Here is a 21,997-nt window from a genome sequence, read left to right on the forward strand (position 1 = left end):
GTCCTGGACCCGGCCTCAGCCTAGGAAGCGGCCGACCGCCCCCTCGACGACCTCGGCGGGCACCACGTGCCCGCCGCCGAATTCCTGATACTCGACCTGATAGCCGGCGCGGTTCAGCCTCGGCACGAGGCGGCGGCTGCAGACATCGATGGGGAGAACGCTGTCCTGCACGCCGTGGGAGACGAAGATGCGGGGCAGGTCGTCCTGCCGGGACGGCGACATGAAGCCGGGCGAAAAGGCCAGGACGTCGCTGAACAGCGCGCCGTTCGTGAGCCCCAGGGACAGGGCATAGGAGGCGCCGTCCGAAAACCCCGCGATCGCGATGCGCTCCGGGTCGATCGCGTAGGTCCGGAACGTCTGCTGCAGAGCTTGGTCGATGAAGGACACGTCGGGACCGTAGCCGCCGCGGATCACGTCCCAGGTGGGGCCGCGGGATTCCGGGGCCAGGACGATGACGCCATGCCGCTCCGCCGGATCCGCCATGAGATCGAGCATCTGCGCGGCGACGCCGCCTGCCCCGTGGAGGCCGAGGATAAGGGGCGCCGGCTTCGTAGGTTCGAATCGGGACGGAACGGCGAGAATCCCGTCCCGCTTGCCGCCGAGGCCCAGGGCATGACGCCCGGCGGACCCATCGCCCGGCTGCGCAATGGCCTCCGGCCGCGCCTGCAAGCGTCCGCTGCGAGCGTGGTCGTCGAAATCGCTTCTGGCATCCATCGGCATCGGGTCGGCTCCCGCTTCGTGAGCCAATCTCCTGTCGGCCGTGTTGTTCCTCGCCGCCGACCGATCGCGGGATGAGCGGACGGACAGAGGCGGCTCCGCGGGGCACTGTGCGCACGAAAAAAGCCCGGCGCGAGGCCGGGCTTTCCGTGGAACGAGGAGGGCGGGTCTTACGCCGCCATCGCCTTCTTGAGGTTCTCGTCGATCTTGTCGAGGAAGCCGGTGGTGGAGAGCCACTTCTGCTCGGCGCCGACCAGGAGCGCGAGGTCCTTGGTCATGTAGCCGGCTTCGACCGTGTCGACGCAGACCCGCTCGAGGGTCGAGGCGAAGCGGGCGAGCTCCGCGTTGTCGTCGAGCTTGGCGCGGTGAGCGAGGCCACGGGTCCAGGCGAAGATCGACGCGATGGAGTTCGTCGAGGTCTCCTTGCCCTTCTGGTGCTCGCGGTAGTGGCGGGTCACGGTGCCGTGCGCGGCCTCGGCCTCGACCGTCTGGCCGTCCGGCGTCATCAGGACCGAGGTCATGAGGCCGAGCGAGCCGAAGCCCTGCGCGACCGTGTCGGACTGCACGTCGCCGTCGTAGTTCTTACAGGCCCACACATAGCCGCCCGACCACTTGAGGGCGGAGGCCACCATGTCGTCGATGAGGCGGTGCTCGTAGGTGATGCCGGCGGCCTCGAACTTCGCCTTGAACTCGTTGTCGTAGACTTCCTGGAAGATGTTCTTGAAGCGGCCGTCATAGACCTTGAGGATCGTGTTCTTGGTCGAGAGGTAGACCGGGTACTTGCGCATCAGGCCGTAGTTCATCGAGGCCCGGGCGAACTCGCGGATCGATTCGTCGAGGTTGTACATCGCCATGGCGACGCCGGCCTCGGGGAACTTGAACACTTCCTTCTCGATGACCGTGCCGTCCTCGCCCTCGAACTTGATCGTCAGGCGGCCCTTGCCGGGAACCTGGAAGTCGGTGGCGCGGTACTGGTCGCCGAAGGCGTGGCGGCCGACGATGATCGGCTGAGTCCAGCCCGGCACCAGGCGCGGCACGTTCTTGCAGATGATCGGCTCGCGGAAGATCACGCCGCCGAGGATGTTGCGGATCGTGCCGTTCGGGGACTTCCACATCTCCTTGAGGCCGAACTCCTTCACGCGGCCCTCGTCCGCCGTGATGGTGGCGCACTTCACGCCGACGCCGTACTGCTTGATCGCGTGAGCGGCGTCGACCGTGACCTGGTCGTTGGTGGCGTCGCGGTTCTCGATCGACAGGTCGTAGTACTTCAGGTCGATGTCGAGGTAGGGGTGGATCAGCTTCTCTTTGATGAAGTGCCAAATGATACGGGTCATCTCGTCGCCGTCGAGTTCGACGACCGGATTGGCAACCTTGATCTTCGCCATTGATCTCACCTTAGCGCTTGAAGCGGGGGGCCGGGCCTGCCGGACGGCAGGTTTTCTGGTGCGGCCTATAGCGCGGCTGAGCCTCCGGGGGAAGCCGGGTCTTTAGGCTGAGGTCAGGGCGCCCCGGTCTTTTTCGGAAGCTCCGGGTTCTCCCGGCAGGGGGCGGCGCTGAACAGGGAATTGGCCGTCGCGGCCTTGCTGCGGACGCTCTCCGGGATGCGCATGTTCCGGGCGAGCCTCGCGGTCGCGTCGAGAAAGGCCCGGTCGCAGTTGCAGGCATTGCGGCCGACGCGCTCGTAGCAGAGATCGTGCGCCCGGCAGGCGGCATCGAGCGCATCGACGGGCGCGGCCCGGTTCTGGTCGCCGGCTCCGCACCAATGGCCGTGAAAGAGCGGGGGCGCGGCCGTGCGTGAGCCCGCTGCGCCCTGAGCGACTGCCGGGGCGGAGCAGAAGAGCGCTGTGAGACAGAGAGCAAGAGCGGCCAGCGGTCGAACGGACCTGATCACGGATATCACTGGTTTCCTAAGTTAGGCGAAGATGCCGATACTGCCGGGGAAATGAGGTCCTCCTGCTTCGGGTTCCATGAACCGCCCCTGCGCGAGGGTCACGGGTCTGCGGCTCAGGTGGTCACGGACTCCGCCGACGTCGCCCGGACATGGAGCGGTCGGAAGCACGATTTCCGCTAGGCAAACGGTCTTGCTAAATGTAATAACGTAATCAAGTTCCGGGGGTCTCTTCGAGGAATTCTCACGGTCTTGTGTGCTCCCGCACCGTCGCAGGCTGAAAATTGTCCTGAAGCTTGGCCGGCACCGGGAGCCCGCAAGTCGCGCGGGATCGCCGGTGCGAGGCAACACTAGACTGACAGGGACCAACAATGCGTCTTGCAATCGCCATCGGAGCCGCCGCGCTCGCTCTCACCGTCGCAGGCTGCCAGACAGCCGAACAATCCATGTCCAGCGCGGAATCTGTCTGCCTGGAAACGGGCCTCAAGCCCGGCACCGCCACCTACCAGCGCTGCGTGAACGCCGGCTACCGGAACAACGTCGCCCAGTCCAACGCGGCCGCAAACCAGGCCGCAGCCGGTGCGGCGGTCGGCGTGATCGGCGGCGCCGTTCTCGGCGCGGCCGCGGCGCGCCCAGGCTATTACTGCGGCTGGGGCGGCTGCTGGTAAGACCGGCGCGACAACCCGCACAAGCAGGCCTCCTGCCGGACGTGTCCGCAGGAGGCCTTTTCGTTTCCTGCGGCGCCTCTGGCCCGGGAGGCCTCTTGGCGCTAAGGGAATGGGGCCGGGATCGCCGGACATGCTTTCCGATACCGCTTCATGACCCATCCCATCATCATCCTCGTCGAGCCCCAACTGGCCGAGAACATCGGCATGGTGGCCCGCGCCATGGCGAATTTCGGCCTCTCGGAGCTTCGCCTCGTCTCGCCCCGCAACGGCTGGCCCAAGAAGGGCGCCCATTCGGCCGCCTCCGGCGCCGTGCATGTGCTGGAGGGCGCCAAGCTCTACGATACGGCCCGAGAGGCGATCGCCGATCTGAATTACGTCTTCGCCACCACGGCCCGCGAGCGCGGGCAGATGAAGCGCGTCTTCGGCCCCGAAGCCGCCATGGGGGAGGCGAAGGGCCGGATCTCGGCGGGCCAGGGAGTCGGCATCCTGTTCGGGCGCGAACGGACGGGTCTCGAGAACGACGAGATCTCGCTCGCGGACGCCATCGTGACCTTCCCGGTCGATCCGAAATTCTCCTCGCTCAACCTGGCGCAGGCCGTGCTGCTCATGTCCTACGAGTGGAACCGGGCCGCGACCGGAGGCGTGCTGCCCTTCACCGGCGAGATGCTGTCGCCGCCGGCGCCGCGCGAGATGGTCGTGTCGTTCTTCGACTATCTCGAGGCCGAGCTCGATGCGGTTAACTTCTACCCCGCCGACAAGAAGCCGATCATGGCGCGCAACATGCGCGACATCTTCCACCGGCTCGCCATGAGCGAGCAGGAGGTGCGCACCCTGCGCGGAGCGATTCGTGCCCTTGCGGAAGGGCGCAGATTGAGAAAGCCTTAAAGATCTTCTGTTTTCATGATGGTGGGCGCAATTTGCGCCAGCCGTACCGGACCAGAGATCGCCCATGCGCCGTTCGCTGATGACGCTCCTCCTTCTGGGCTCCTGCCTGGCAGCCCCCCTGGCCCAGGCCGCGACGCCGCCGAAGCAGCCGGAGCAGGGGCCGGGCGGGTCCGACCACAAGATCTCCCAGGTGGCCAAGCGCGCCGTCGGCACCGCCAGCGCCGGAACTTATGTCTTCCACGGGTCCGAGAACGCCGCGTCCCCGCGGCCGGTCGTCGTGTTCTTCCATTCCTGGGGCGCTGTGAACCCGTCGCTCTACGGCGGATGGATCGATCATCTGGCGCGTAAGGGCTATCTCGTCCTCTTCCCGCGCTTCCAGGAGGTGAACCGCTCCCGCCCGGCCGACGCGTCGGAACTGGCCGCCACGCTGATCAAGAGCGCTCTGGAGACCCTGGAGTCCGACGAGGCCGCCAGGCCCGACCTCAAGCGGGTCGCCTTCATCGGTCACTCAGCCGGCGTGCCGATCGCCCTCAACGTCGCGGCGGGGGCGCAGGCCTCCGGGGTTCCGGCCCCGAAGCTGATCCTCGGCCTGATGCCGGGCGGCATCGCCTCGAACGAGAAGGAGCGGGGCATCATGCTCCAGGATCTCTCGACCATCGACGCCTCGACCCTGCTCATCGCCATGAGCGGAGACCGCGACTACCTCCCGGCCGACCGGGCCGCCAAGCGGATCCTGCAGGAGGCTTCGGCCGTTCCCGCAAGCCGCAAACTCTTCATGCGGGCGAGTTCAGACGATCACGGCTTTCCGGCCGTGACCGCAACGCTCGCCTCGCCGGGCTCGCCCAAGGCGGATTACGACGCCTCCGCCATCAAGCTGCCGCCCGATCCGCCGAAGGACCCGAAGCAGCGCAACACCTGGCGCTGGAGCGCCGACATGTCGCTCTCGGGACCGCAAACCATCCTGGTCCAGCAGCTCGGCAGTAACGGCACCGACACGCTGGACTACCTCGCCTTCTGGAAGACCTTCGACATGGCCGCCGAGGCCGCCTTCTCGGGCAAGGATGCCGCCTCCCTGCGCCGCGACCCCAAATTCATCGACATGGGGACCTGGAGCGACGGCTGGCCGGTCAAGCGCCTCTCGGCGCAGCCGCCACAGGGCGCCGAGGAGGAGAAGCAGGAGCGGGGGCCCCGCCGCCGCCTCAATCTCGCGCCGAACGACGAAACAAAGCACAGCTTGCAGGGTTTCCTGAACCAGCGCTCATGAGGTCAAGAAGCGGCACGGGGGCTTCAGTTCATGCTTGTCGATCTTCTCGCGGGAACGACCTATAACCCGGCGGTCATGCCGTCGCCCGTTCCCACCATCCTGGTCTTCGATTCCGGCCTCGGAGGCCTCACGGTCTTCTCCGAGGTGCTGAAGGCGAGGCCCGATGCGCGCTTCGTCTACGCGGCCGACGACGCCGGCTTTCCCTACGGGCGCCTGACCGAGGAGGCCCTGGTGGCCCGGGTGCTCGCCGTCATGGAGCGGCTGATCGGGCTCCACGCTCCGGAGCTGGTGGTGATCGCCTGCAACACGGCTTCCACCCTCGTGCTCCCGCACCTGCGGGCCCGGTTCTCCGTCCCCTTTGTCGGCACCGTGCCGGCGATCAAGCCCGCGGCGCTCGCGACCCGGTCGGGCCACGTGACGGTGCTCGCCACGCCCGGCACCGTGGCGCGGGACTACACCCGCGACCTCGTCGAGACCTATGCGGCCGGGCGCACGGTCAAGCTCGTAGGTTCCCGCAGGCTCGCGGCCTTCGCCGAGGCGGAGCTCGCCGGCGCCCCGGTCTCCGACGAGGAGATCCGGGCCGAGCTCGAGCCCTGCTTCGTCGAGGACGCGGCCGGGCGGACCGACGTGGTGGCGCTCGCCTGCACCCATTACCCGCTTCTTCTCTCCCGCTTTGAGACGCTGGCCCCCTGGCCCGTCACCTGGATCGACCCGGCCCCGGCCATCGCCCGCCGCGTGGTCCAGCTCATCGGCGCGCCCGTGCCGGGCCACGAGGCCGACGAGGGCGAGGCTCTGGCGGTCTTCACCGGAGGCGGGGGCGTGACACCGGCCCTGCGGAAAGCCCTGCACGACAAGGGATTGCCGCTGATCGACGTCGAGGACATGCCGCTAAGGCAGGGTTAGCGGTACGGGATCGCCCCTGGCTGACATACTGCGGCAGTGCTCTGGCGCAATGCAGTTTTACTGCATGTGGGTCGTCTCATCGCCGATCACCACATCACGTCAATCATCTAGCCCGGCGGAGCCACCCTCCTTCTTGGGCTTCGAGGGAAAAGAGGCAGTGGTTTCCAGCATCCGCGCAAGGTGGCTGACGCGGCCTCGGACGTGCGAGGTTCCACCCCTGTGAAATCGTGGCCGTTCAAGCAGAATCGGGCCGTGGAGAGGATGGGTCGCAACGACGCAAGACGGGTGAGAAGCCTCCCCGAACGGGGAGTTGTTGACGCAGGCGGCGGGTCTATAAGTCTAATGACGTAACGTTGTTTCTGCGCTTCGCGCGGACTGGTTCCGAGCGGCCTCGGGCCGCAGCCGCACAGGAGCCAGGACAGACCCACTTCCGCGGCCTCCCTGAGCCGCCGCACCGACCCGACGGAGGAATGCCGCGATGCCGACCGATTATGTTTTCAATCAGCAGAACAGCCTTACCGTTGTGGACGGTGATGCACTTTCGTTGGCATCAGGCGACACCGTTCTCGTCGAGGATGGCGGCTCGGTCAGGGCGATTGGAACCGCAGCAGGCAACGGCATCGTTTCATCTGCATCGAACAATGCAATTATGATCAATGGTATTGTCAGCTCTCCTGCGACAGTAGCTGGAACCAGCGGGATTAAATTGACCAATGGTGGAGCAATCACGATTGGAGCAACTGGCGAGGTTTTGGGTTACAACGGTATATCATTCAATGGAAGTACCATCATCCGTAATATCGGTGAAATCCACGGACAAGGACCCTTCAGAAATGCTGTTGCAAGCCTAGATGTCACTGCTGATGTTTCCCTATATAACAGCGGCAATATCTATGGAAATATCGATCTTAATGTCAGATCGAGCGTCATTGCGAACAATGGGCTTATTGATGGCGATGTAATATTCAGGACCTCTGGTTCCATCTATGACGGGCGGGGCGGCATAATCATAGGTTCCGTTCGTTTGGTGCAGTCAAGCGTAGCGTATGGCGGATCACGCGATGAGACTTTCATTGCCGGTAGAGGCGGAGATAACGCCATTCATGGCGGTGGAGGCAACGACACGGTTGTTCTTAGTCCTGAGGGATCTATCATCACAGTGGACCTTAGGGTCAATGGCCGCCAAATTATCAACAATGACAATAGTGCCGTCACTTTGACAGGCATCGAAAATATCACTGTAAACGGTACTGGGAGCGTAACACTCACTGGTGACAACGCCGCGAATGTTATGCAGACCAATTTGGGAGCCGATAGTCTTTACGGTGGCGAAGGCAACGACACGCTAGACGGTGGTTTGGGCAACGATACCCTGAACGGCGGAGCCGATTTCGACACGGTCGTGTTCAACACTGCCGAAAGGCAACAGCGAGCCGTCTTCGTCAACATGGCGAACAAGGACGACGCGCAGAATACCGAAGGCTCCGACACCTACATCAGCATCGAGGCGCTGATCGGCACCACCCGCGGCGACACCTTCATCGGCAACGCCGACGCCAACACCTTCACCGGCGGCAAGGGCAACGACACCCTCGACGGCGGCGGTGGCGTCAACACCGCCGTGTTCTCCGGCCGCGCGGGAGACTACACCGTCACCACGAGCGGCGCCACAATCACGGTCCAGCACAACAACAACGGCCAGGACGGCACCGACACGCTCACCAACATCCGCTTCGCCAAGTTCAGCGACAAGACCGTGGCGCTGATCAACAGCGCGCCGGCTTCCGTGGGCCTGTCCAACATGAGCGTGGCCGAGAACGCCGCCAACGCAGTGGTGGGGCAGCTCTCGTCCACCGACGCGGACGGGGATGCGGTCAGCTACAGCCTCGCGGCCGATCCGGACGGGGTGTTCGCCATCCGCGACGGCGATCTGGTGGTCACGCGTGCGCTCGACTTCGAGGCCAAGACGCAGCACGCCGTCACCGTCACGGCCAAGGACGCCTGGGGCGGCGAGACCACGCAGACTTTCACCGTCCGCGTGACCGACATCGCCGACACCGGCACAGGTGGCGGCACGCCAGGGGCGGTGAACCTGGTGCTGCGCGGCACGTCCGGAGCCAACGTGCTCACCGGGCAGGCCGGCCACGACACGCTCTATGGCGGAGCCGGCAAGGACGTGCTCACGGGCGGGGCAGGCCAGGACGTGTTCGTGTTCGACACGCGGCCCAACAGCCGCACCAATGTGGACACGATCACCGACTTCTCGGCCGCCGACGACAGCATTTACCTCGACAACAAGTACCTGAAGAAGCTGGGGAGCGGCTCGGCGTCGAAGCCGGCCAAGCTCAAGGCGGCGTTCTTCAAGGTGGCCGACAAGGCCAAGGACGCGAACGACTACCTGGTCTACAACAAGAAGACCGGGGTCTTGTACTACGACGAGGACGGCTCGGGCGCGAAGGCGGCCGTCGCCATCGCCAAGCTCGCCAACAAGGCAAGCCTCACCAAGAACGACTTCTTCGTCATCTGAGCCCTCGCGGGGTGGGTTCGCCGATCCCACTCCGCCCAGGAACGACAGAGGCAGGTGTCTTCCCGATTGACTTCCCGCCTCATTTCCCCTAGAAGCCAGCCGTTCGCGCGGTCCTTTCGGGCCGCGTAACTTTTTACGCTCCCGTGGCCCGGCTCCGGCCGGCCTGTCGTCCCGTCCCTCGAGACGGCCCCTTGGGCCTCCTCGGGATGAGGGGAAGAGGAGGGCGCGTTCCTCGCAGATTCGACAACACAGAGGAACAGCGATGTCGAAGCGCATTCAGGCCAAGCACAAGCTTGACCGCCGCATGGGTCAGAACATCTGGGGCCGCCCGAAGAGCCCCGTGAACCGCCGCGAATACGGCCCCGGCCAGCACGGCCAGCGCCGCAAGGGCAAGCTCTCCGACTTCGGCACGCAGCTGCGCGCCAAGCAGAAGCTCAAGGGCTACTACGCCAACATCACCGAGAAGCAGTTCCGCCGCTACTACGCCGAGGCGATCCGCCTCAAGGGCGACTCGGGCGAGAACCTTGTCGGCCTCCTCGAGCGCCGTCTCGACGCCGTCGTGTACCGGGCCAAGTTCGTGTCGACTCCGTTCGCCGCGCGCCAGTTCGTCAATCACGGCCACGTCAAGGTCAACGGCCGCCGCGTCAACATCCCGAGCTACCTCGTGAAGCCGGGCGACGTGATCGAGGTCAAGGAGAAGTCGAAGCAGCTCGAGGTCGTCGTCGTGGCGTCCCAGCTCGCCGAGCGCGACGTTCCGGACTACTTCGAGGTCGATCATTCCAAGATGACCGCCCGCATGACCCGCGTGCCGACCCTCTCCGAGGTGCCGTACCCGGTTCAGATGGAGCCGAACCTCGTGATCGAGTTCTATTCGCGCTAATCCGCGACATCGGATCCGACCAAAAGAAAGGCCGCCCCGAAGGGCGGCCTTTTTCGTTGCCTGCTGAGATCGCGCCTTATTGCGGGTTCTGCGGCTGGGCCGGCTGGCCGCCCTGCTGCATCATGCCCGGGCCGCGGCCCATCATCCGGTCGCCGTGGTGCATCATGCCCATGCGGTCGTGGTCCCGGCCGTGGAACCGGTCGCCGCGGCGCTCACCGCGCCAGCCCATGCCGCCGACCGCCTGCTGCAGGAGGCGAGGGGCAATCCGCTTCTGATCCTCATTGAAGGAGTCCCAGAGCGGGCGCATGGCGGTGGCGAGGGCGCTCGTCCGCTGCGCGTTCTCCGTGGCGAAGGTGCTGCGGCGTTCGAGCCGCTGCATGAAGTCGAGCTGCCGGTTCTGATCCCGGTTGGCGCGGAACTGCTCCATGCGGGTGAAGCGTTCGCTGGCATTGTTGCGGATGGCGGCCTCGACCGGCTGCCAGAGCCGCTCCTGGTCGGCCGTGAGCCTCAGGCCGGCCTTGATGCCGGCGATCCGGGCATCGACGAACCGGTTGAAATCGTCCTGGGACATGCGGGGGCGCTCGGGACGTGCCTGGCGCTCCTGACCGGCGCCCGGGCCTCCCGGACCGGCCCCCTGCGCGACGGCGTAGGTGCCGGAGGCAGCGATCAGGGCCGCGGCGGCGAGGGTGACGATCTTCTTCATCTGGTGTTCCTCCATGAGGTCGATACCCAGGAGATTGGTCCCATCGCGCTGTCATCCAAGTGACCGCCGCATGAACTTTTCGTCATGTTGCGGCGGTCCGGACGCAAATCCCCGGCCTCACAGCCGCTTCAGGAACCCGGCGAAGCGCATCAGGCCCTCCGGCCAGGGACCGTGGCCGCTATCGGTGTTGATGTGGCCGGCATCGCCCGCATCCACGATCGCGGCGCCCCAGGAATAGGCCACGTCCTCAGCCTTGGCGTAGTCGCAGTGGGGATCCGTGCGGCTCGCCACCAGCACCGACGGGAAGGGCAGGGGATCGCGCGGGATCGGCGCGAAGGCGCGGTCGATGGCCGGCATGAAGTCCGGACGCTCCACATCGGGCAGGCCGACCAGGAAGGCGCCCTGGACCTTGCCCGGGGCGAGCAGCGGCGCCGCATGGGCGATCGCCACGACGCCGAGGCTGTGGCCGACGAGCACGACCGGCAGGCGGGCCCGGGCCACGTCCTGGACGATGCGCCCGATCCAGGCGTCCTTGGTGGGCTCGTCCCAGCTCTCCTGCTCGATCCGGCGCGCGGTGGAGAGCTGCCGCTCCCAGCGGCTCTGCCAATGGTCGGCGCCGGAATTCTCGTGGCCGGGAACGATGAGGATGTCGCAATCGGAGGTTTTCATGATCCGGAGGTAGATGTCCGGCCCGTCCGGTTCAAGCGCTCTTCCTCATTTGATCCTCCTCGGCCATCCGCAGGGCCGCCTCCCGCTCGGCGATGTAGTCGCGGGTCAGGGGCACCACGTCGTTGCGGCGCGCGAGCTGGATCTGGAACACCACCGCGTCCTGGAACCGGAAGGCGGATTCCGACATGGCGAGATAGCACTCCCACATCCGGCAGAAACGCTCGTCGTAGAGCTTCAGCACCTCCTCCCGGTGGGCCATGAAGCGCTCGCGCCACGCCTTCAGGGTGAAGGCGTAGTGGAGGCGCAGCACCTCGATGTCGGTCACCACGAATCCCGCCCGTTCCACCGAGGGCATGATCTCGGACAGGATCGGCAGGTGTCCGCCGGGGAAGATGTACTTGGCGATCCACGGATTGGTCGGATAGGGCGTGCCCGTCCGGCCGATCGTGTGGAGGAGCATGACGCCGTCTTCCTTGAGGAGGTGCCGGCAGGTGCGGAAATACTCGTCGTAGGACGGCGGCCCCACATGCTCGAACATGCCGACCGACACGATGCGGTCGAAGCTGCCCGTGGTGGCGCGGTAGTCCTCGAGTTCGAAATGGACCCGGCCCAGCAGTCCGGCGGCGCCCGCACGCTTGCGGGAGACGTCGAGCTGCTCCTCGGACAGGGTCACGCCCTTCACGGCGCCCGCACCGGCCACCTGCGCGAGATAGAGGCCCATGCCGCCCCAGCCCGAGCCGATGTCGAGCACGCTCTGGCCCGGCTCGACCAGGAGCTTCGCGGCGATGTGGCGCTTCTTGGCGAGCTGCGCCTCCTCGAGCGAGGCGTCGGGATGGTCGAAATAGGCGCAGGAATACTGGCGGTCAGCGTCGAGGAAGAGGGCATAGAGGCGCCCGTCCAGGTCGTAGTGGTGGGCCACGTTGCGCTTGGATTTCGCGGCATCGTTCTCGCTGCGGCGCTTCATCCAGGCGCGGATCTTCCGCAGCCGGTGAAAGGGCAGTTCGTCCAGTTCCCCGTGGGTGTCCTGAAGCAGGACCTGGAGCAGGTCGTAGATCGTGCCCTGCTCGATGACGAGCCGGCCGTCCATGAACAGCTCGCCGAGCCTCAGTTCCGGATGAAGGCAGAGCGCCATCTGGGCGGATGCGTCCGTGAAGCGGATCGCGACCCGCGGCTCGGCGCCGGTGCCGAAGGTCATGCGGTGGCCCGCGGCGGTCGTCATTTCGAGAGTGCCGTGCTTCACCGCGCGGGTGAAGGCGGTGGCGAGAAGTTTCTCCGACAGCATGGTCAATCCCCGTGCCGTTGATCTCCTGACCGGGCATTGTCGCGCACTGGGAGAATATTTCCACCCTGCTAAGCCGAATGAGCATTGATCTCAGTGCAGGGCAGGGGTGTTTTCCCCTGCAAATCTCAGGGGAGGCAGCTTCCGGCGCAGGGCACCGGCGGCCCGAAACAGGAATGGCCGGCAATGGGCCGGCCATTCGTCCTATCCTCGGGCTCCGATCTGCCGGGGCTCAGCTCGCGCCGAACACCCGGGTGAAGATCGTGTCCACGTGCTTGAGGTGGTAGCCCAGATCGAAGCAGGCCTCGATCTCGGCGGGCGACAGGTATCCCGTCACGTCCTTGTCGGCCTTCAGCAGGGTCAGGAAGTCGCCTTCGCCGCGCCAGACCGGCATGGCGTTGCGCTGCACGAGCCGGTACGCGTCCTCGCGGGAGGCGCCCTTCTGGGTGAGCGCCAGCAGCACGCGCTGCGAGTGCACGAGGCCGCCGAGCCGGTCTAGGTTCTTCTGCATGTTCTCCGGATAGACCACGAGCTTGTCGACCACGCTGGTCAGACGCGCCAGGGCGAAGTCCAGAGTCACGGTGGCGTCCGGGCCGATCATGCGCTCGACCGAGGAGTGGGAGATGTCCCGCTCGTGCCAGAGCGCCACGTTCTCCATGGCCGGGATCGCGTAAGCGCGCACCATGCGGGCGAGGCCCGTCAGGTTCTCGGTCAGAACCGGATTGCGCTTGTGCGGCATGGCCGACGAGCCCTTCTGGCCTTCCGAGAAATACTCCTCGGCCTCCAGCACCTCGCTGCGCTGCAGGTGGCGGATCTCCACCGCCAGGCGCTCGATGGAGGAGGCGATGACGCCCAGCGTCGCGAAGTACATGGCATGGCGGTCGCGCGGGATCACCTGGGTCGAGACCGGCTCGACCTGGAGGCCCATCTGCTCGGCCACGTATTCCTCGACCCTCGGGTCGATGTTGGCGAAGGTGCCGACCGCGCCCGATATGGCGCAGGTCGCGACCTCACGCTGGGCCTCGATGAGGCGAAGCTTGCAGCGCTCGAATTCCGCATAGGCCTGCGCGAGCTTGAGGCCGAAGGTGGTGGGCTCCGCATGGATGCCGTGGGAGCGCCCAATGGTCGGCGTCATCTTGTGCTCGAAGGCGCGGCGCTTGATGGCCGCAAGCAGCGCGTCCATGTCGCGCAGGAGCAGGTCGGTCGCGCGCACGAGCTGCACGTTGAAGGTGGTGTCGAGCACGTCCGACGAGGTCATGCCCTGGTGCACGAAGCGGGCCTCGGGACCGACGATCTCGGCGAGATGGGTCAGGAATGCGATGACGTCGTGCTTGACCTCGCGCTCGATGGAATCGATGCGCTCCACGTCGAAGGTGGCCTTGGAGCCCTTTTCCCAGACGATCTCGGCCGCCTCCTTGGGCACCACGCCGAGATTGGCCAGCGCCGTGGTGGCATGGGCCTCGATCTCGAACCAGATCCGGAACTTGGTCTCGGGCGACCAGATGGCGACCATTTCGGGGCGGCTGTAACGGGGGATCACGTCTGTCTCTCCTACGGGCGGGGCGCGGCGCTGACCTGCTTGGACGGTTGTCGTGATCGCTATTGGATGAGGGGGGCGAAAACAAGCCTCGCGCGCATCGAATGCCGCGATCTCGTCCGGGAGCTTCGCTGACGCCGGCCTTATGACTAGTGCGCGACGGCCGTTCCGTTGAGAAGCCGCCGGAGCTCGCCGATCAGGCGCGCCGGCGCCACGGGCTTCGAGAGCGCCACCAGGTCGGGATGCCGCTCGCGCACGCCTTCGGGCAACGAGCCGCCCGTATAGACGAGGGTCGGGACGCCGCGGGCGCTCAAGGATTCCAGCACCGGGGTGATCTGCCCGTCTGTGAGGTTCACGTCGAGGAGCGCCGCGTCCACGGGCGTTCCCTCCTTCAGGAGCCGCCGCGCCTCGCCGAGGCTGGCGACGGGGCCGACCGGCACTCCCTCCGCCTCGATCAGGAGCTGTCGGATCTCCTCCGCGGTGAGCGCCTCATCCTCGACGACGAGCACACGTGAACCGCTCAGCATGGGACACCTTCCGATCCAAAGAGACAGGCCAACGGGCAGCCTTGCGCCTTGTTCCGCGGAGCGCCCATGCGCGGCCGGCCAGCCGATGGCTCGAACCGGAGGGCGTCGGCGTCGTTGACAGGATTCATGTCGGAACACCCGTTCGCGAAAGCCGGAGCAATGGCCCGAGACAGCCTGGACCACGGAACCTTCCCGACCTCGGCCGGCATCCTGCTGGGGCTCGGCCTCGGCGGGTTCTTCGACGGGATCGTCCTGCACCAGGTGCTCCAGTGGCACCACATGCTCACCAGCGCCGGCTATCCGCCCGACAGCGTCGAGAACCTGGAGATCAACGTGTTCTGGGACGGGCTTTTCCACATGAGCACCTATGTGTTCACGGCGCTCGGCCTGTTCGTCCTCTGGCGGCATTCGCGGCGCGCCCATCTGCGCTGGCCGGCGAAGATCCTGATTGCCACCATCCTGATGGGGTTCGGGCTGTTCAATCTGGTCGAGGGCCTGATCGACCACCAGATTCTCGGAATCCACCACGTGAACGAGACCGTGCTCCGGGAGCAGTGGATCTACTGGGACATCGGATTCCTGGTCTGGGGAGCCGTCATGCTGGCCGGGGGTTGGGCCCTGCTGCGGCGGGAGCGCCACCGGGAGGCCGCGCGGGCGCACGGCCTTTCCCAGGGGCTTCGGGCTTAGCGGGCCCTGGCGGCCGCCTCGCGGATCGCCGCCATGTTCGGGCCGTAGGCCTGGGGACCGCCCTTGAAGGTGGCGGAGCCCGCCACCAGCACGTTGGCGCCAGCCTCCGCCACGAGGGGAGCGGTCTCGGGCGTCACGCCGCCGTCGATCTCGATGTCGATGTCGCGGTCACGCACCATCGCCTTGATGCGCCGCAGCTTGTCGCAGACCGACGGGATGAAGGCCTGGCCGCCGAAGCCGGGGTTGACCGTCATGAGCAGGATCAGGTCGACCTCGTCGATCACAGGCTCGATGGTGCCCTCGTGCGTCCCGGGATTGAGCACGATGCCGGCCTTCTTCCCCAGCTTGCGGATGGTCTGGAGCGACCGGTGCACGTGCGGCCCCGCCTCCGCATGGATGCTGATTACGTCGGCGCCGGCCTTGGCGAAGGCCTCCAGGTACGGATCGACCGGGGCGATCATCAGATGGACGTCGAAGGGCTTCGACGAATGCGGGCGCAGCGCCTTCACCACGTCGGGCCCGATGGTGATGTTGGGCACGAAATGCCCGTCCATCACGTCGATGTGGATCCAGTCGGCGCCGGCCTGGTCGACGGCGCGGATCTCCTCGCCGAGCTTGGCGAAATCGGCGGACAGGATGGAGGGGGCGATGAGCAGGGGGCGTGTCATGGCGCGCCGGTAGCACGACCTCTCCGCGGCGGCAACGGGGTTTGACGGCGCGGGCCGTCGCCAACTCCCTGGGGAGAGGGCCTCTCGCGACAGGAAAGACATGGACGGCCCTGACGGATCGGGAGTAAAGATGCGCCACGCGAGAGGAGTGCAAGGCTCCTCTTCTCCCGGGCCTTCCGGGGGATCACAGGAACAGGACTAGATCTCCATGCGTAAGGATGTTGTTGTTCTCGGCGCTGGCATCGTCGGCGTATCGGCCGCCATTCACCTGCAGAAGCGCGGACGCTCCGTTCTCCTCGTCGACAAGCGCACGCCGGGCCTCGAAACCTCCTTCGGCAATGCGGGCCTGATCCAGCGCGAAGGCGTCTATCCGTACGGCTTCCCGCACGATTTCGGCGCGCTCCTGCGCTACGCGCTCAACAACACCATCGACGCCCATTACCATCTGGCGGCGCTGCCGAAGATCGCGCCCTTCCTGTTTCAGTACTGGATGCATTCGCGCCCGGCGCAGCACAAGGCGATCGCGCGCCTCTATGCGCCGCTGATCGAGAACAGCGTCACCGAGCACATGGCGCTCGCCGACGAGGCCGGCTCCGCGGACCTGATCCGCCCGACCGGCTGGATGAAGGTCTTCCGCTCCGACAAGGCCATGGAGGAGCAGCTTCGCGATGCCGAGCAGGTCAAGCGCGATTTCGGCGTCAACTTCGTCGGTCTGAACACCAAGGACGTGGCCGAGCGGGAGCCGCATCTGAAGGCGGAGCTGAAGGGCGGCATCCACTGGACAGATCCGGCGGCGATCTTCGATCCCTACAACCTCGTCCTCTCCTATGTGGAGCTGTTCGAGAAGCTCGGCGGCGAGGTCGCGGCGGGCGACGCCAAGACCCTCGAGCAGACCTCCGACGGCTGGCGCCTCCAGACCGAGAAAGGACCGTTCGAAGCCCGCGACGTGGTCGTAGCGCTCGGGCCCTGGGCCGACGTGGTGATGAAGAAGCTCGGCTACCACTTCCCGCTCGCGGTGAAGCGCGGCTACCACATGCACTACAAGCCCGAGGGAAATGCGGTGCTCAACCGTCCGACCCTCGACTTCGAACGCGGCTACTTCCTCGCCCCGATGGCGAAGGGCATCCGCCTCACCACCGGCGCGGAATTCGCCGACCGCGATGCGCCTAAGACCCCGGTGCAGCTCCAGCGCGCCGAGCCCATTGCCCGGGCGTTCTTCCCGCTGGGCGAGCGGGTCGATCCGGAGCCGTGGATGGGCATGCGTCCCTGCACACCGGACATGATGCCGATCATCGGGCAGGCGCCCCGGCACAAGAACCTGTGGCTTACGTTCGGTCATGCCCATCACGGCATGACGCTGGGTCCCGTCACCGGCCGCCTCATCTCGGAGATGATCACGGGCCAGCCCACCATCGTCGATCCGAAGCCCTACCGGCCGGAGCGGTTCTCGGTCTGACGCGGCCTCACGGGACGATGCGCTCGCCGTCCCAGGCGTAGCAGCCGCCCGTCTGCTCGGGCGTCAGCCGTGCCGCGACGTCGAGCAGGCAGCGGGCCGAGAAGGCGGGGCTGAAGAGCTTTTCAGGCGGGACGCCCGCCTGGAACGGAGCGCTCAAGCCCGTATCGACGGTGCCCGGGTGAAGGCCGACGCAGATCGCCTGAGGCCGGGTGCGCGCCACCTCGATCGACCACGTCCGGATCAGCATGTTCAGGGCCGCCTTCGAGGCGCGATAGCCGTACCAGCCGCCGAGGCGATTGTCGCCGATGCTCCCCACCCGCGCGGACAGGCATGCGAAGACCGCGCGCCGGTCGCGGGGGAGCAGGGGCAGGAAATGCTTGGCGACGAGGGCTGGCCCGATAGCGTTGACGGCGAAGTAATTCGCAAGCGCGTCGGCCGAGAGGCCGCGATAGGTCTTTTCCGGGCTGATCCGCCCATCGTGCAGCAGTCCGGTCGCGACGATGACGAGATCGACAGGGCCGCTCTCCCGCACGCGCTCCGCGGCGGCGGCGACGCTCTCCTCGTCCCGGATGTCGACGGGGCCGGCGCGCGCGCTTGCCACCGCCGTGCCGGATCGGGACAGGCCATGAACGGTGGCGGTGCCGTCGGCCAGGAGAGCCTCGACCAGGGCCTGCCCGATGCCTCCGGACGCGCCGATCACGACCGCATTGGCGAAGGCCGCCGCCCGGCTCATCCGAACCGGTCCCGCCAGGAAGGCTGGGCGGACGCGAAGGGCAGGGCGGTCGCCTCATAGACGCCGCGGGCGATGGCGCGGGTGATGCAGTCGGCGGCGGCGGCGGTGATGTGGGTGAAGTCCTCCAGGCTGTCGAGGGCCTTGCGGCCCGTGGCGGCCGCGAAGACCGTATCGCCGTCGTAAAGGGCGTGGGAGAAGCGTAGGCCCCGCGCGATGCCCGCGTGGGACGAGATGGCCAGGCGTTTCGCCTGGCCCTTGGTGAGCACGGCGTCGGTCGCTACGAGCGCGATGGTGGTGGCGGGCTGCGGGCCGCCCTTCCAGATCAGCTCGCGCTTGTCGGGATGCACCTTCTCGGGATGCCCGTGGCCGCCGAACTCGTCCCCCTCCTCGAAGGCGCCGGCCCAGAAATGCGGCCCCTGGCCGATGACGGCGGACGCGATGCTGTTCACGATGACGATCGCCCCGACCACATGGCCCGAGGCGGTGGTGGCACTGACCGAGCCGAGGCCGCCCTTCAGGTTGGCGGTCGTCGCCCCGTAGCCGCCGCCGGCCGTGCCGAGCGCGAAGTCGAGGCCGGCTTCCCGCGCGGCCTCGTAGCCGAGCTCCCGGTAGGGCGGGTAGCGGCCCCACTCTTTGTCGCCACCGTTGAGCATGTCGAAGATCACCGCCTGCGACACCAGCGGAACTCGGGCATTGCCGACCGCGAAGCCGATGCCCTGCTCGCGGAGATAAGCCTGGACGCCGCTCGCCGCGTCGAGGCCGAAGGCGGAGCCGCCGGAGAGCACGATCCCATGGATGCCCGGCACCATCTTGTCCGGCTCCAGCAGGTCCGTCTCCCGGGTGCCCGGAGCGCCGCCGAGCACCGCGCAGGAGGCGACCGCCGGCTCGTCGAAGAGGGCGACCGTCACGCCGGACGCGAGGGCGACGTCATGGGCGTTGCCGATCCGCAGGCCGGCCACGTCGGTGATGAGGTTGCGCATCTCGCTCATGGGCCAAGACAATCCCAGAACGGCCACGTTCACAACCCGGAGACTGCGACATCCCCCGGCTTTCTTGTGCCGCTCCGGCAGGATAGAAGACCCCATGCTCAGCGTCTCCCTTCCCGCCGCGATGGCCGGCGGCCTCATCAGTTTTCTAAGCCCCTGCGTCCTGCCGCTGGTGCCGCCCTACCTGTCGTTCCTGGCGGGCACGACCTTCGACCGGCTGAACGCCGGGGACGGCGCCGTGCGCCGGCGGGCGGTGCTGGCCGCCCTTCTCTTCGTCGCCGGCTTCTCCACGGTCTTCGTGCTCCTCGGGGCGACCGCCTCCGCACTGGGGCAGGCGATCCGGCAATACCTCGACGTTCTGAGCACCATCGCGGGCATCGCCATCATCGTGATGGGTCTGCACTTCCTCGGCATTTTCCGGATCGGCTTCCTCTACAGGGAGGCCCGGTTCAACGTGAACAAGCCGGTGGGGCTCTGGGGCGCCTACGTGATGGGCCTCGCCTTCGCGTTCGGCTGGACACCCTGCATCGGTCCCGTGCTCGCCGCCATCCTGACGGTGGCCGGCTCCGAGGACAGCGTGTCGCAGGGCGCCATCCTGCTGGCGGCCTATTCGGCCGGTCTCGGCATTCCATTCCTGCTCGCCGCTTTCGCCATGAAGCCCTTCGTGGCGATCCTCAAGCGGATGCGCTCCCGCTTCTCCCTGATCGAGAAGACCATGGGGGTGCTGCTGGTCCTGACCGGCATCGCCTTCCTGACCGGCTGGATCACCACCATGTCGTTCTGGCTGCTTGAGACGTTCCCGGCGCTGGCGACGCTGGGGTGAGGGGCGCAGGAATCGGGTCGTTTCCGCCTTTCTCGGCTGCCATCGTGACGGTCTCAACTCAGGAGACCTCACGCCATGTCGTTCCAAGTCCGGGGCATCGACCCGCAGCCGTTCCAGCCGCTCTTCGACCTTTCCGACGAGGCACTTGCCGCCAAGGGGATCATCCGGGTCGTGGCCGACGAGCCCGACGCCTATCCGTGCCGCGTCGCGCTGGAGCGGGTAAGGGTGGGGGAGGAACTGCTGCTCGTGCACTACATGCACCAGCCGAACCCGGCCTCGCCCTATCGGGCCGCCGGGCCGATCTTCGTCAGCCGCGCCGCGGCCGAGTCGGCCCATTACCGGGGTGAGCTGCCGCCGTCCTTCCGCGACCGCCTGCTGTCGCTGCGGGCCTACGACTCCAAGGCCCTCATCGTGGATGCGGAGGTCGCCGATGGTGACCGCGAGGTCCTGTCCGTGATCGAGCGGTTCCTGAGCCGGCCGGACGTGGCCCACGTGGACGTCCATTTCGCCCGTCGCGGCTGCTTCGCGGGGCGGGTCGAGCGGGCCTGAGCCCCGCTCAGGCCAAGACGGCGTGCCCTGCCGCCCGGAGGGCCTCCACGGCCCGGTCGAGATCCGCGGCCTTCACGAGCACGTAGTCGGTGCTGAAGGTGGAGGTGGCGAAGATCCCGACGCCCGCGGCGGCCAGCGGTGCGAGGACCGAGGCCAGGATCCCCGGCACGCCGAAATCGAAGCTCTGGTCGATGCGCAGGCAGCGCCAGCCCGCGTCGATCTCGGCGCCCTGCGGGGCATGCCCGAGCGGGCAGACGAGGGTGGTTTCCTCAAGGGCCGATACCAGGAGCGCGAAGGCGCCCTTCGGCAGGGGCTCTACGGATGCGCCCGGCGGAAGCCGGCAGACCGCATAGGCATCGCTCAGGAGCGAAAGGGAAAGAGAGGGCATCGGAAGGTGCGGGGGCATGCTGGCGTTCAAGAAAAACCCGCCCTGTCGCCAGGGCGGGTTCAGTAAGCTCGGCTTCAGGCCGTCGATTACATCGACAGCTCGTTGCCCGAGTAGGTGATGTTGCCGTCGGCGCCCTTCTTCCAGACGTACATGATGTAGTCCGGACGGGTGATGTCACCCTTCTTGTCATAGGAGATGTCGCCGATGACGGTCTTGAACGGCTTGCCGGACTTCATCGTGTCCGCAACCTTCTTGCCGTCGGTGGAACCGGCCTGCTTGGCAGCCTCGGCCAGGATCTGGGTCGCGGCGTAGCTGTAGAGCGTGTAGGCCTCGGGGTCGTAGTTCTTGGCCTTGAACTTGGCCACCACGTCCTTCGCGTTCGGGTTCTTGCGCGGGTCCGGCGAGAAGGTCATCAGGGTGCCGTCGGCGCCCGGGCCGGCGATCGAGACGAACTCGGCCGACACGATGCCGTCACCCGACATGAGCGGGGCGGCGAGGCCCTGGTCGCGCATCTGGCGGATGATGAGGCCGGCTTCCGTGTGTAGGCCGCCGAAATAGACCACGTCGACGCCGGCCTGCTTCAGCTTCGACACGAGCGCGGAGTAGTCCTTCTCGCCCGGGTTGATGCCTTCGTAGACGACTTCCTTGAGACCCTTGGCGTTCATGGCCTTCTTGGTCTCGTCGGCGAGACCCTTGCCGTACGGGGTCTTGTCGTGGACGACCGCGACCTTCTTGTCCTTGAACTTGTCGGCGAGGTATCCGCCGGCCACGAGGCCCTGCTGGTCGTCGCGGCCGCAGGTGCGGAAGGTGTTCCACATGCCGCGCTCGGTGAACTGCGGGTTCGTGGAGGCCGGGGTCACCTGGACGATGCCGGCTTCCTCGTAGACCTGAGAGGCCGGGATCGACACGCCGGAGTTGAAGTGGCCGACAACGAACTTCACGCCCTCGGCCGCGAACTTGTTCGCCACCGACACGCCCTGCTTCGGATCGGACACGTCGTCGCCGATGACGACCTGGAGCTTCTGGCCGTTAATGCCGCCCGCGGCATTGATGTCCTCGACAGCCTGCTCGACGCCGTTCTTCAGCTGCGCGCCGAAAGCGGCGTTCGGTCCCGTGATGGGACCGGCCACGCCGATCTTGATCTGCGCGTTGGCCGCACCGGAAAAGGCAAGGCCGAGGCCGAGCGCTACGCCGGTCAACAGCAACTTTTTCATGAGGTCACTCCTCTGGGTGGTTTTATAGGCCCCCTCTTCCTCGGGG

The 21,997-nt window shown here is 66.7% G+C and carries 23 protein-coding genes; 10 read left to right on the forward strand and 13 right to left on the reverse strand.

What is annotated here, in order from left to right:
• Positions 1-15 precede the first annotated feature (15 nt).
• From DES45_RS06105 to DES45_RS06115, 3 genes are all read right to left on the reverse strand, one after another.
• Complete coding sequence (locus tag DES45_RS06105) at positions 16-714, reverse strand: alpha/beta hydrolase (protein ID WP_114769453.1); 699 nt, start codon at positions 712-714, stop codon at positions 16-18.
• Between the two features lie 173 nt (positions 715-887).
• Positions 888-2,102, reverse strand: a complete 1,215-nt coding sequence (locus DES45_RS06110) for an NADP-dependent isocitrate dehydrogenase (protein WP_114769102.1) — start codon at positions 2,100-2,102, stop codon at positions 888-890.
• A 113-nt stretch (positions 2,103-2,215) separates the two neighbouring features.
• A complete protein-coding gene (locus DES45_RS06115; RefSeq protein ID WP_170151407.1) occupies positions 2,216-2,608 on the reverse strand; it encodes a phospholipase A2 family protein in 393 nt (130 codons plus the stop codon).
• Between the two features lie 368 nt (positions 2,609-2,976).
• Here DES45_RS06115 and DES45_RS06120 point away from each other — a divergent pair, with 368 nt between their 5' ends.
• The 6 genes from DES45_RS06120 (at position 2,977) to rpsD (ending at position 9,732) form a co-directional block, all read left to right on the forward strand.
• Positions 2,977-3,273: a hypothetical protein gene (locus DES45_RS06120; protein ID WP_114769104.1), complete on the forward strand. Its 297-nt coding sequence runs from the start codon at positions 2,977-2,979 to the stop codon at positions 3,271-3,273.
• Between the two features lie 150 nt (positions 3,274-3,423).
• Entirely contained in the window at positions 3,424-4,158 is a 735-nt protein-coding gene (locus DES45_RS06125) for an RNA methyltransferase (RefSeq protein ID WP_114769105.1), read from the forward strand.
• Positions 4,159-4,222: 64 nt separating this feature from the next.
• Positions 4,223-5,422, forward strand: a complete 1,200-nt coding sequence (locus DES45_RS06130) for a dienelactone hydrolase family protein (RefSeq protein ID WP_245571562.1) — start codon at positions 4,223-4,225, stop codon at positions 5,420-5,422.
• A gap of 30 nt (positions 5,423-5,452) precedes the next feature.
• Entirely contained in the window at positions 5,453-6,325 is an 873-nt protein-coding gene (gene murI, locus DES45_RS06135; protein WP_114769106.1) for a glutamate racemase, read from the forward strand.
• 1,291 nt (positions 6,326-7,616) lie between these two features.
• The gene (locus DES45_RS25030; RefSeq protein WP_170151408.1) at positions 7,617-8,852 is read left to right on the forward strand and encodes a cadherin domain-containing protein; all 1,236 of its coding nucleotides are present in this window, start codon (positions 7,617-7,619) and stop codon (positions 8,850-8,852) included.
• 262 nt (positions 8,853-9,114) lie between these two features.
• On the forward strand, positions 9,115-9,732 hold the full coding sequence (gene rpsD, locus DES45_RS06145) for a 30S ribosomal protein S4 (RefSeq protein WP_114769108.1): 618 nt from the start codon (positions 9,115-9,117) through the stop codon (positions 9,730-9,732).
• Between the two features lie 76 nt (positions 9,733-9,808).
• Here rpsD and DES45_RS06150 read toward each other — a convergent pair whose 3' ends face one another.
• The 5 genes from DES45_RS06150 to DES45_RS06170 form a co-directional block, all read right to left on the reverse strand.
• The gene (locus tag DES45_RS06150) at positions 9,809-10,435 is read right to left on the reverse strand and encodes a Spy/CpxP family protein refolding chaperone (RefSeq protein WP_170151409.1); all 627 of its coding nucleotides are present in this window, start codon (positions 10,433-10,435) and stop codon (positions 9,809-9,811) included.
• A gap of 117 nt (positions 10,436-10,552) precedes the next feature.
• On the reverse strand, positions 10,553-11,104 hold the full coding sequence (locus tag DES45_RS06155; protein WP_114769110.1) for an RBBP9/YdeN family alpha/beta hydrolase: 552 nt from the start codon (positions 11,102-11,104) through the stop codon (positions 10,553-10,555).
• Between the two features lie 31 nt (positions 11,105-11,135).
• The gene (locus DES45_RS06160) at positions 11,136-12,386 is read right to left on the reverse strand and encodes a cyclopropane fatty acid synthase (RefSeq protein WP_114769111.1); all 1,251 of its coding nucleotides are present in this window, start codon (positions 12,384-12,386) and stop codon (positions 11,136-11,138) included.
• Positions 12,387-12,615: 229 nt separating this feature from the next.
• On the reverse strand, positions 12,616-13,923 hold the full coding sequence (gene purB, locus DES45_RS06165; protein ID WP_114769112.1) for an adenylosuccinate lyase: 1,308 nt from the start codon (positions 13,921-13,923) through the stop codon (positions 12,616-12,618).
• A 146-nt stretch (positions 13,924-14,069) separates the two neighbouring features.
• Positions 14,070-14,447, reverse strand: coding sequence for a response regulator (locus DES45_RS06170; protein ID WP_114769113.1), 378 nt, complete (start codon positions 14,445-14,447; stop codon positions 14,070-14,072).
• Between the two features lie 159 nt (positions 14,448-14,606).
• Between DES45_RS06170 and DES45_RS06175 the strand changes: the two genes are divergently transcribed.
• Positions 14,607-15,134 (forward strand): DUF2243 domain-containing protein, encoded by a 528-nt coding sequence (locus DES45_RS06175; protein ID WP_114769114.1) that lies wholly within the window; start codon positions 14,607-14,609, stop codon positions 15,132-15,134.
• Here the strand turns inward: DES45_RS06175 and rpe are convergent.
• Positions 15,131-15,802, reverse strand: coding sequence for a ribulose-phosphate 3-epimerase (gene rpe, locus DES45_RS06180; protein ID WP_114769115.1), 672 nt, complete (start codon positions 15,800-15,802; stop codon positions 15,131-15,133). The two genes, DES45_RS06175 and rpe, sit on opposite strands and share 4 nt — an antisense overlap.
• A gap of 208 nt (positions 15,803-16,010) precedes the next feature.
• Between rpe and DES45_RS06185 the strand changes: the two genes are divergently transcribed.
• Complete coding sequence (locus DES45_RS06185; protein WP_114769116.1) at positions 16,011-17,258, forward strand: NAD(P)/FAD-dependent oxidoreductase; 1,248 nt, start codon at positions 16,011-16,013, stop codon at positions 17,256-17,258.
• A gap of 7 nt (positions 17,259-17,265) precedes the next feature.
• Here the strand turns inward: DES45_RS06185 and DES45_RS06190 are convergent, their stop codons facing one another.
• A complete protein-coding gene (locus tag DES45_RS06190) occupies positions 17,266-17,991 on the reverse strand; it encodes an SDR family NAD(P)-dependent oxidoreductase (RefSeq protein ID WP_114769117.1) in 726 nt (241 codons plus the stop codon).
• Positions 17,988-18,971: a P1 family peptidase gene (locus tag DES45_RS06195; RefSeq protein ID WP_170151427.1), complete on the reverse strand. Its 984-nt coding sequence runs from the start codon at positions 18,969-18,971 to the stop codon at positions 17,988-17,990. Before DES45_RS06195 ends, DES45_RS06190 begins: the two co-directional genes overlap by 4 nt.
• 103 nt (positions 18,972-19,074) lie before the next feature.
• Between DES45_RS06195 and DES45_RS06200 the strand changes: the two genes are divergently transcribed.
• Both DES45_RS06200 and DES45_RS06205 read left to right on the forward strand, forming a co-directional pair.
• Entirely contained in the window at positions 19,075-19,800 is a 726-nt protein-coding gene (locus DES45_RS06200; RefSeq protein ID WP_114769119.1) for a cytochrome c biogenesis CcdA family protein, read from the forward strand.
• A 75-nt stretch (positions 19,801-19,875) separates the two neighbouring features.
• Positions 19,876-20,349 carry a DUF1203 domain-containing protein gene (locus DES45_RS06205; RefSeq protein ID WP_114769120.1) on the forward strand — a complete coding sequence of 158 codons (474 nt, stop codon included), beginning with the start codon at positions 19,876-19,878 and terminating at the stop codon, positions 20,347-20,349.
• Positions 20,350-20,356: 7 nt separating this feature from the next.
• On the opposite strand, the gene DES45_RS06210 is transcribed toward DES45_RS06205, so the two are convergent.
• Positions 20,357-20,755 (reverse strand): ACT domain-containing protein, encoded by a 399-nt coding sequence (locus DES45_RS06210; protein ID WP_245571563.1) that lies wholly within the window; start codon positions 20,753-20,755, stop codon positions 20,357-20,359.
• A 68-nt stretch (positions 20,756-20,823) separates the two neighbouring features.
• Entirely contained in the window at positions 20,824-21,951 is a 1,128-nt protein-coding gene (locus DES45_RS06215; protein WP_173950571.1) for a branched-chain amino acid ABC transporter substrate-binding protein, read from the reverse strand.
• Positions 21,952-21,997: the final 46 nt, after the last annotated feature.

The sequence above is a fragment of the Microvirga subterranea genome (assembly GCF_003350535.1).
GTDB lineage: Bacteria > Pseudomonadota > Alphaproteobacteria > Rhizobiales > Beijerinckiaceae > Microvirga > Microvirga subterranea.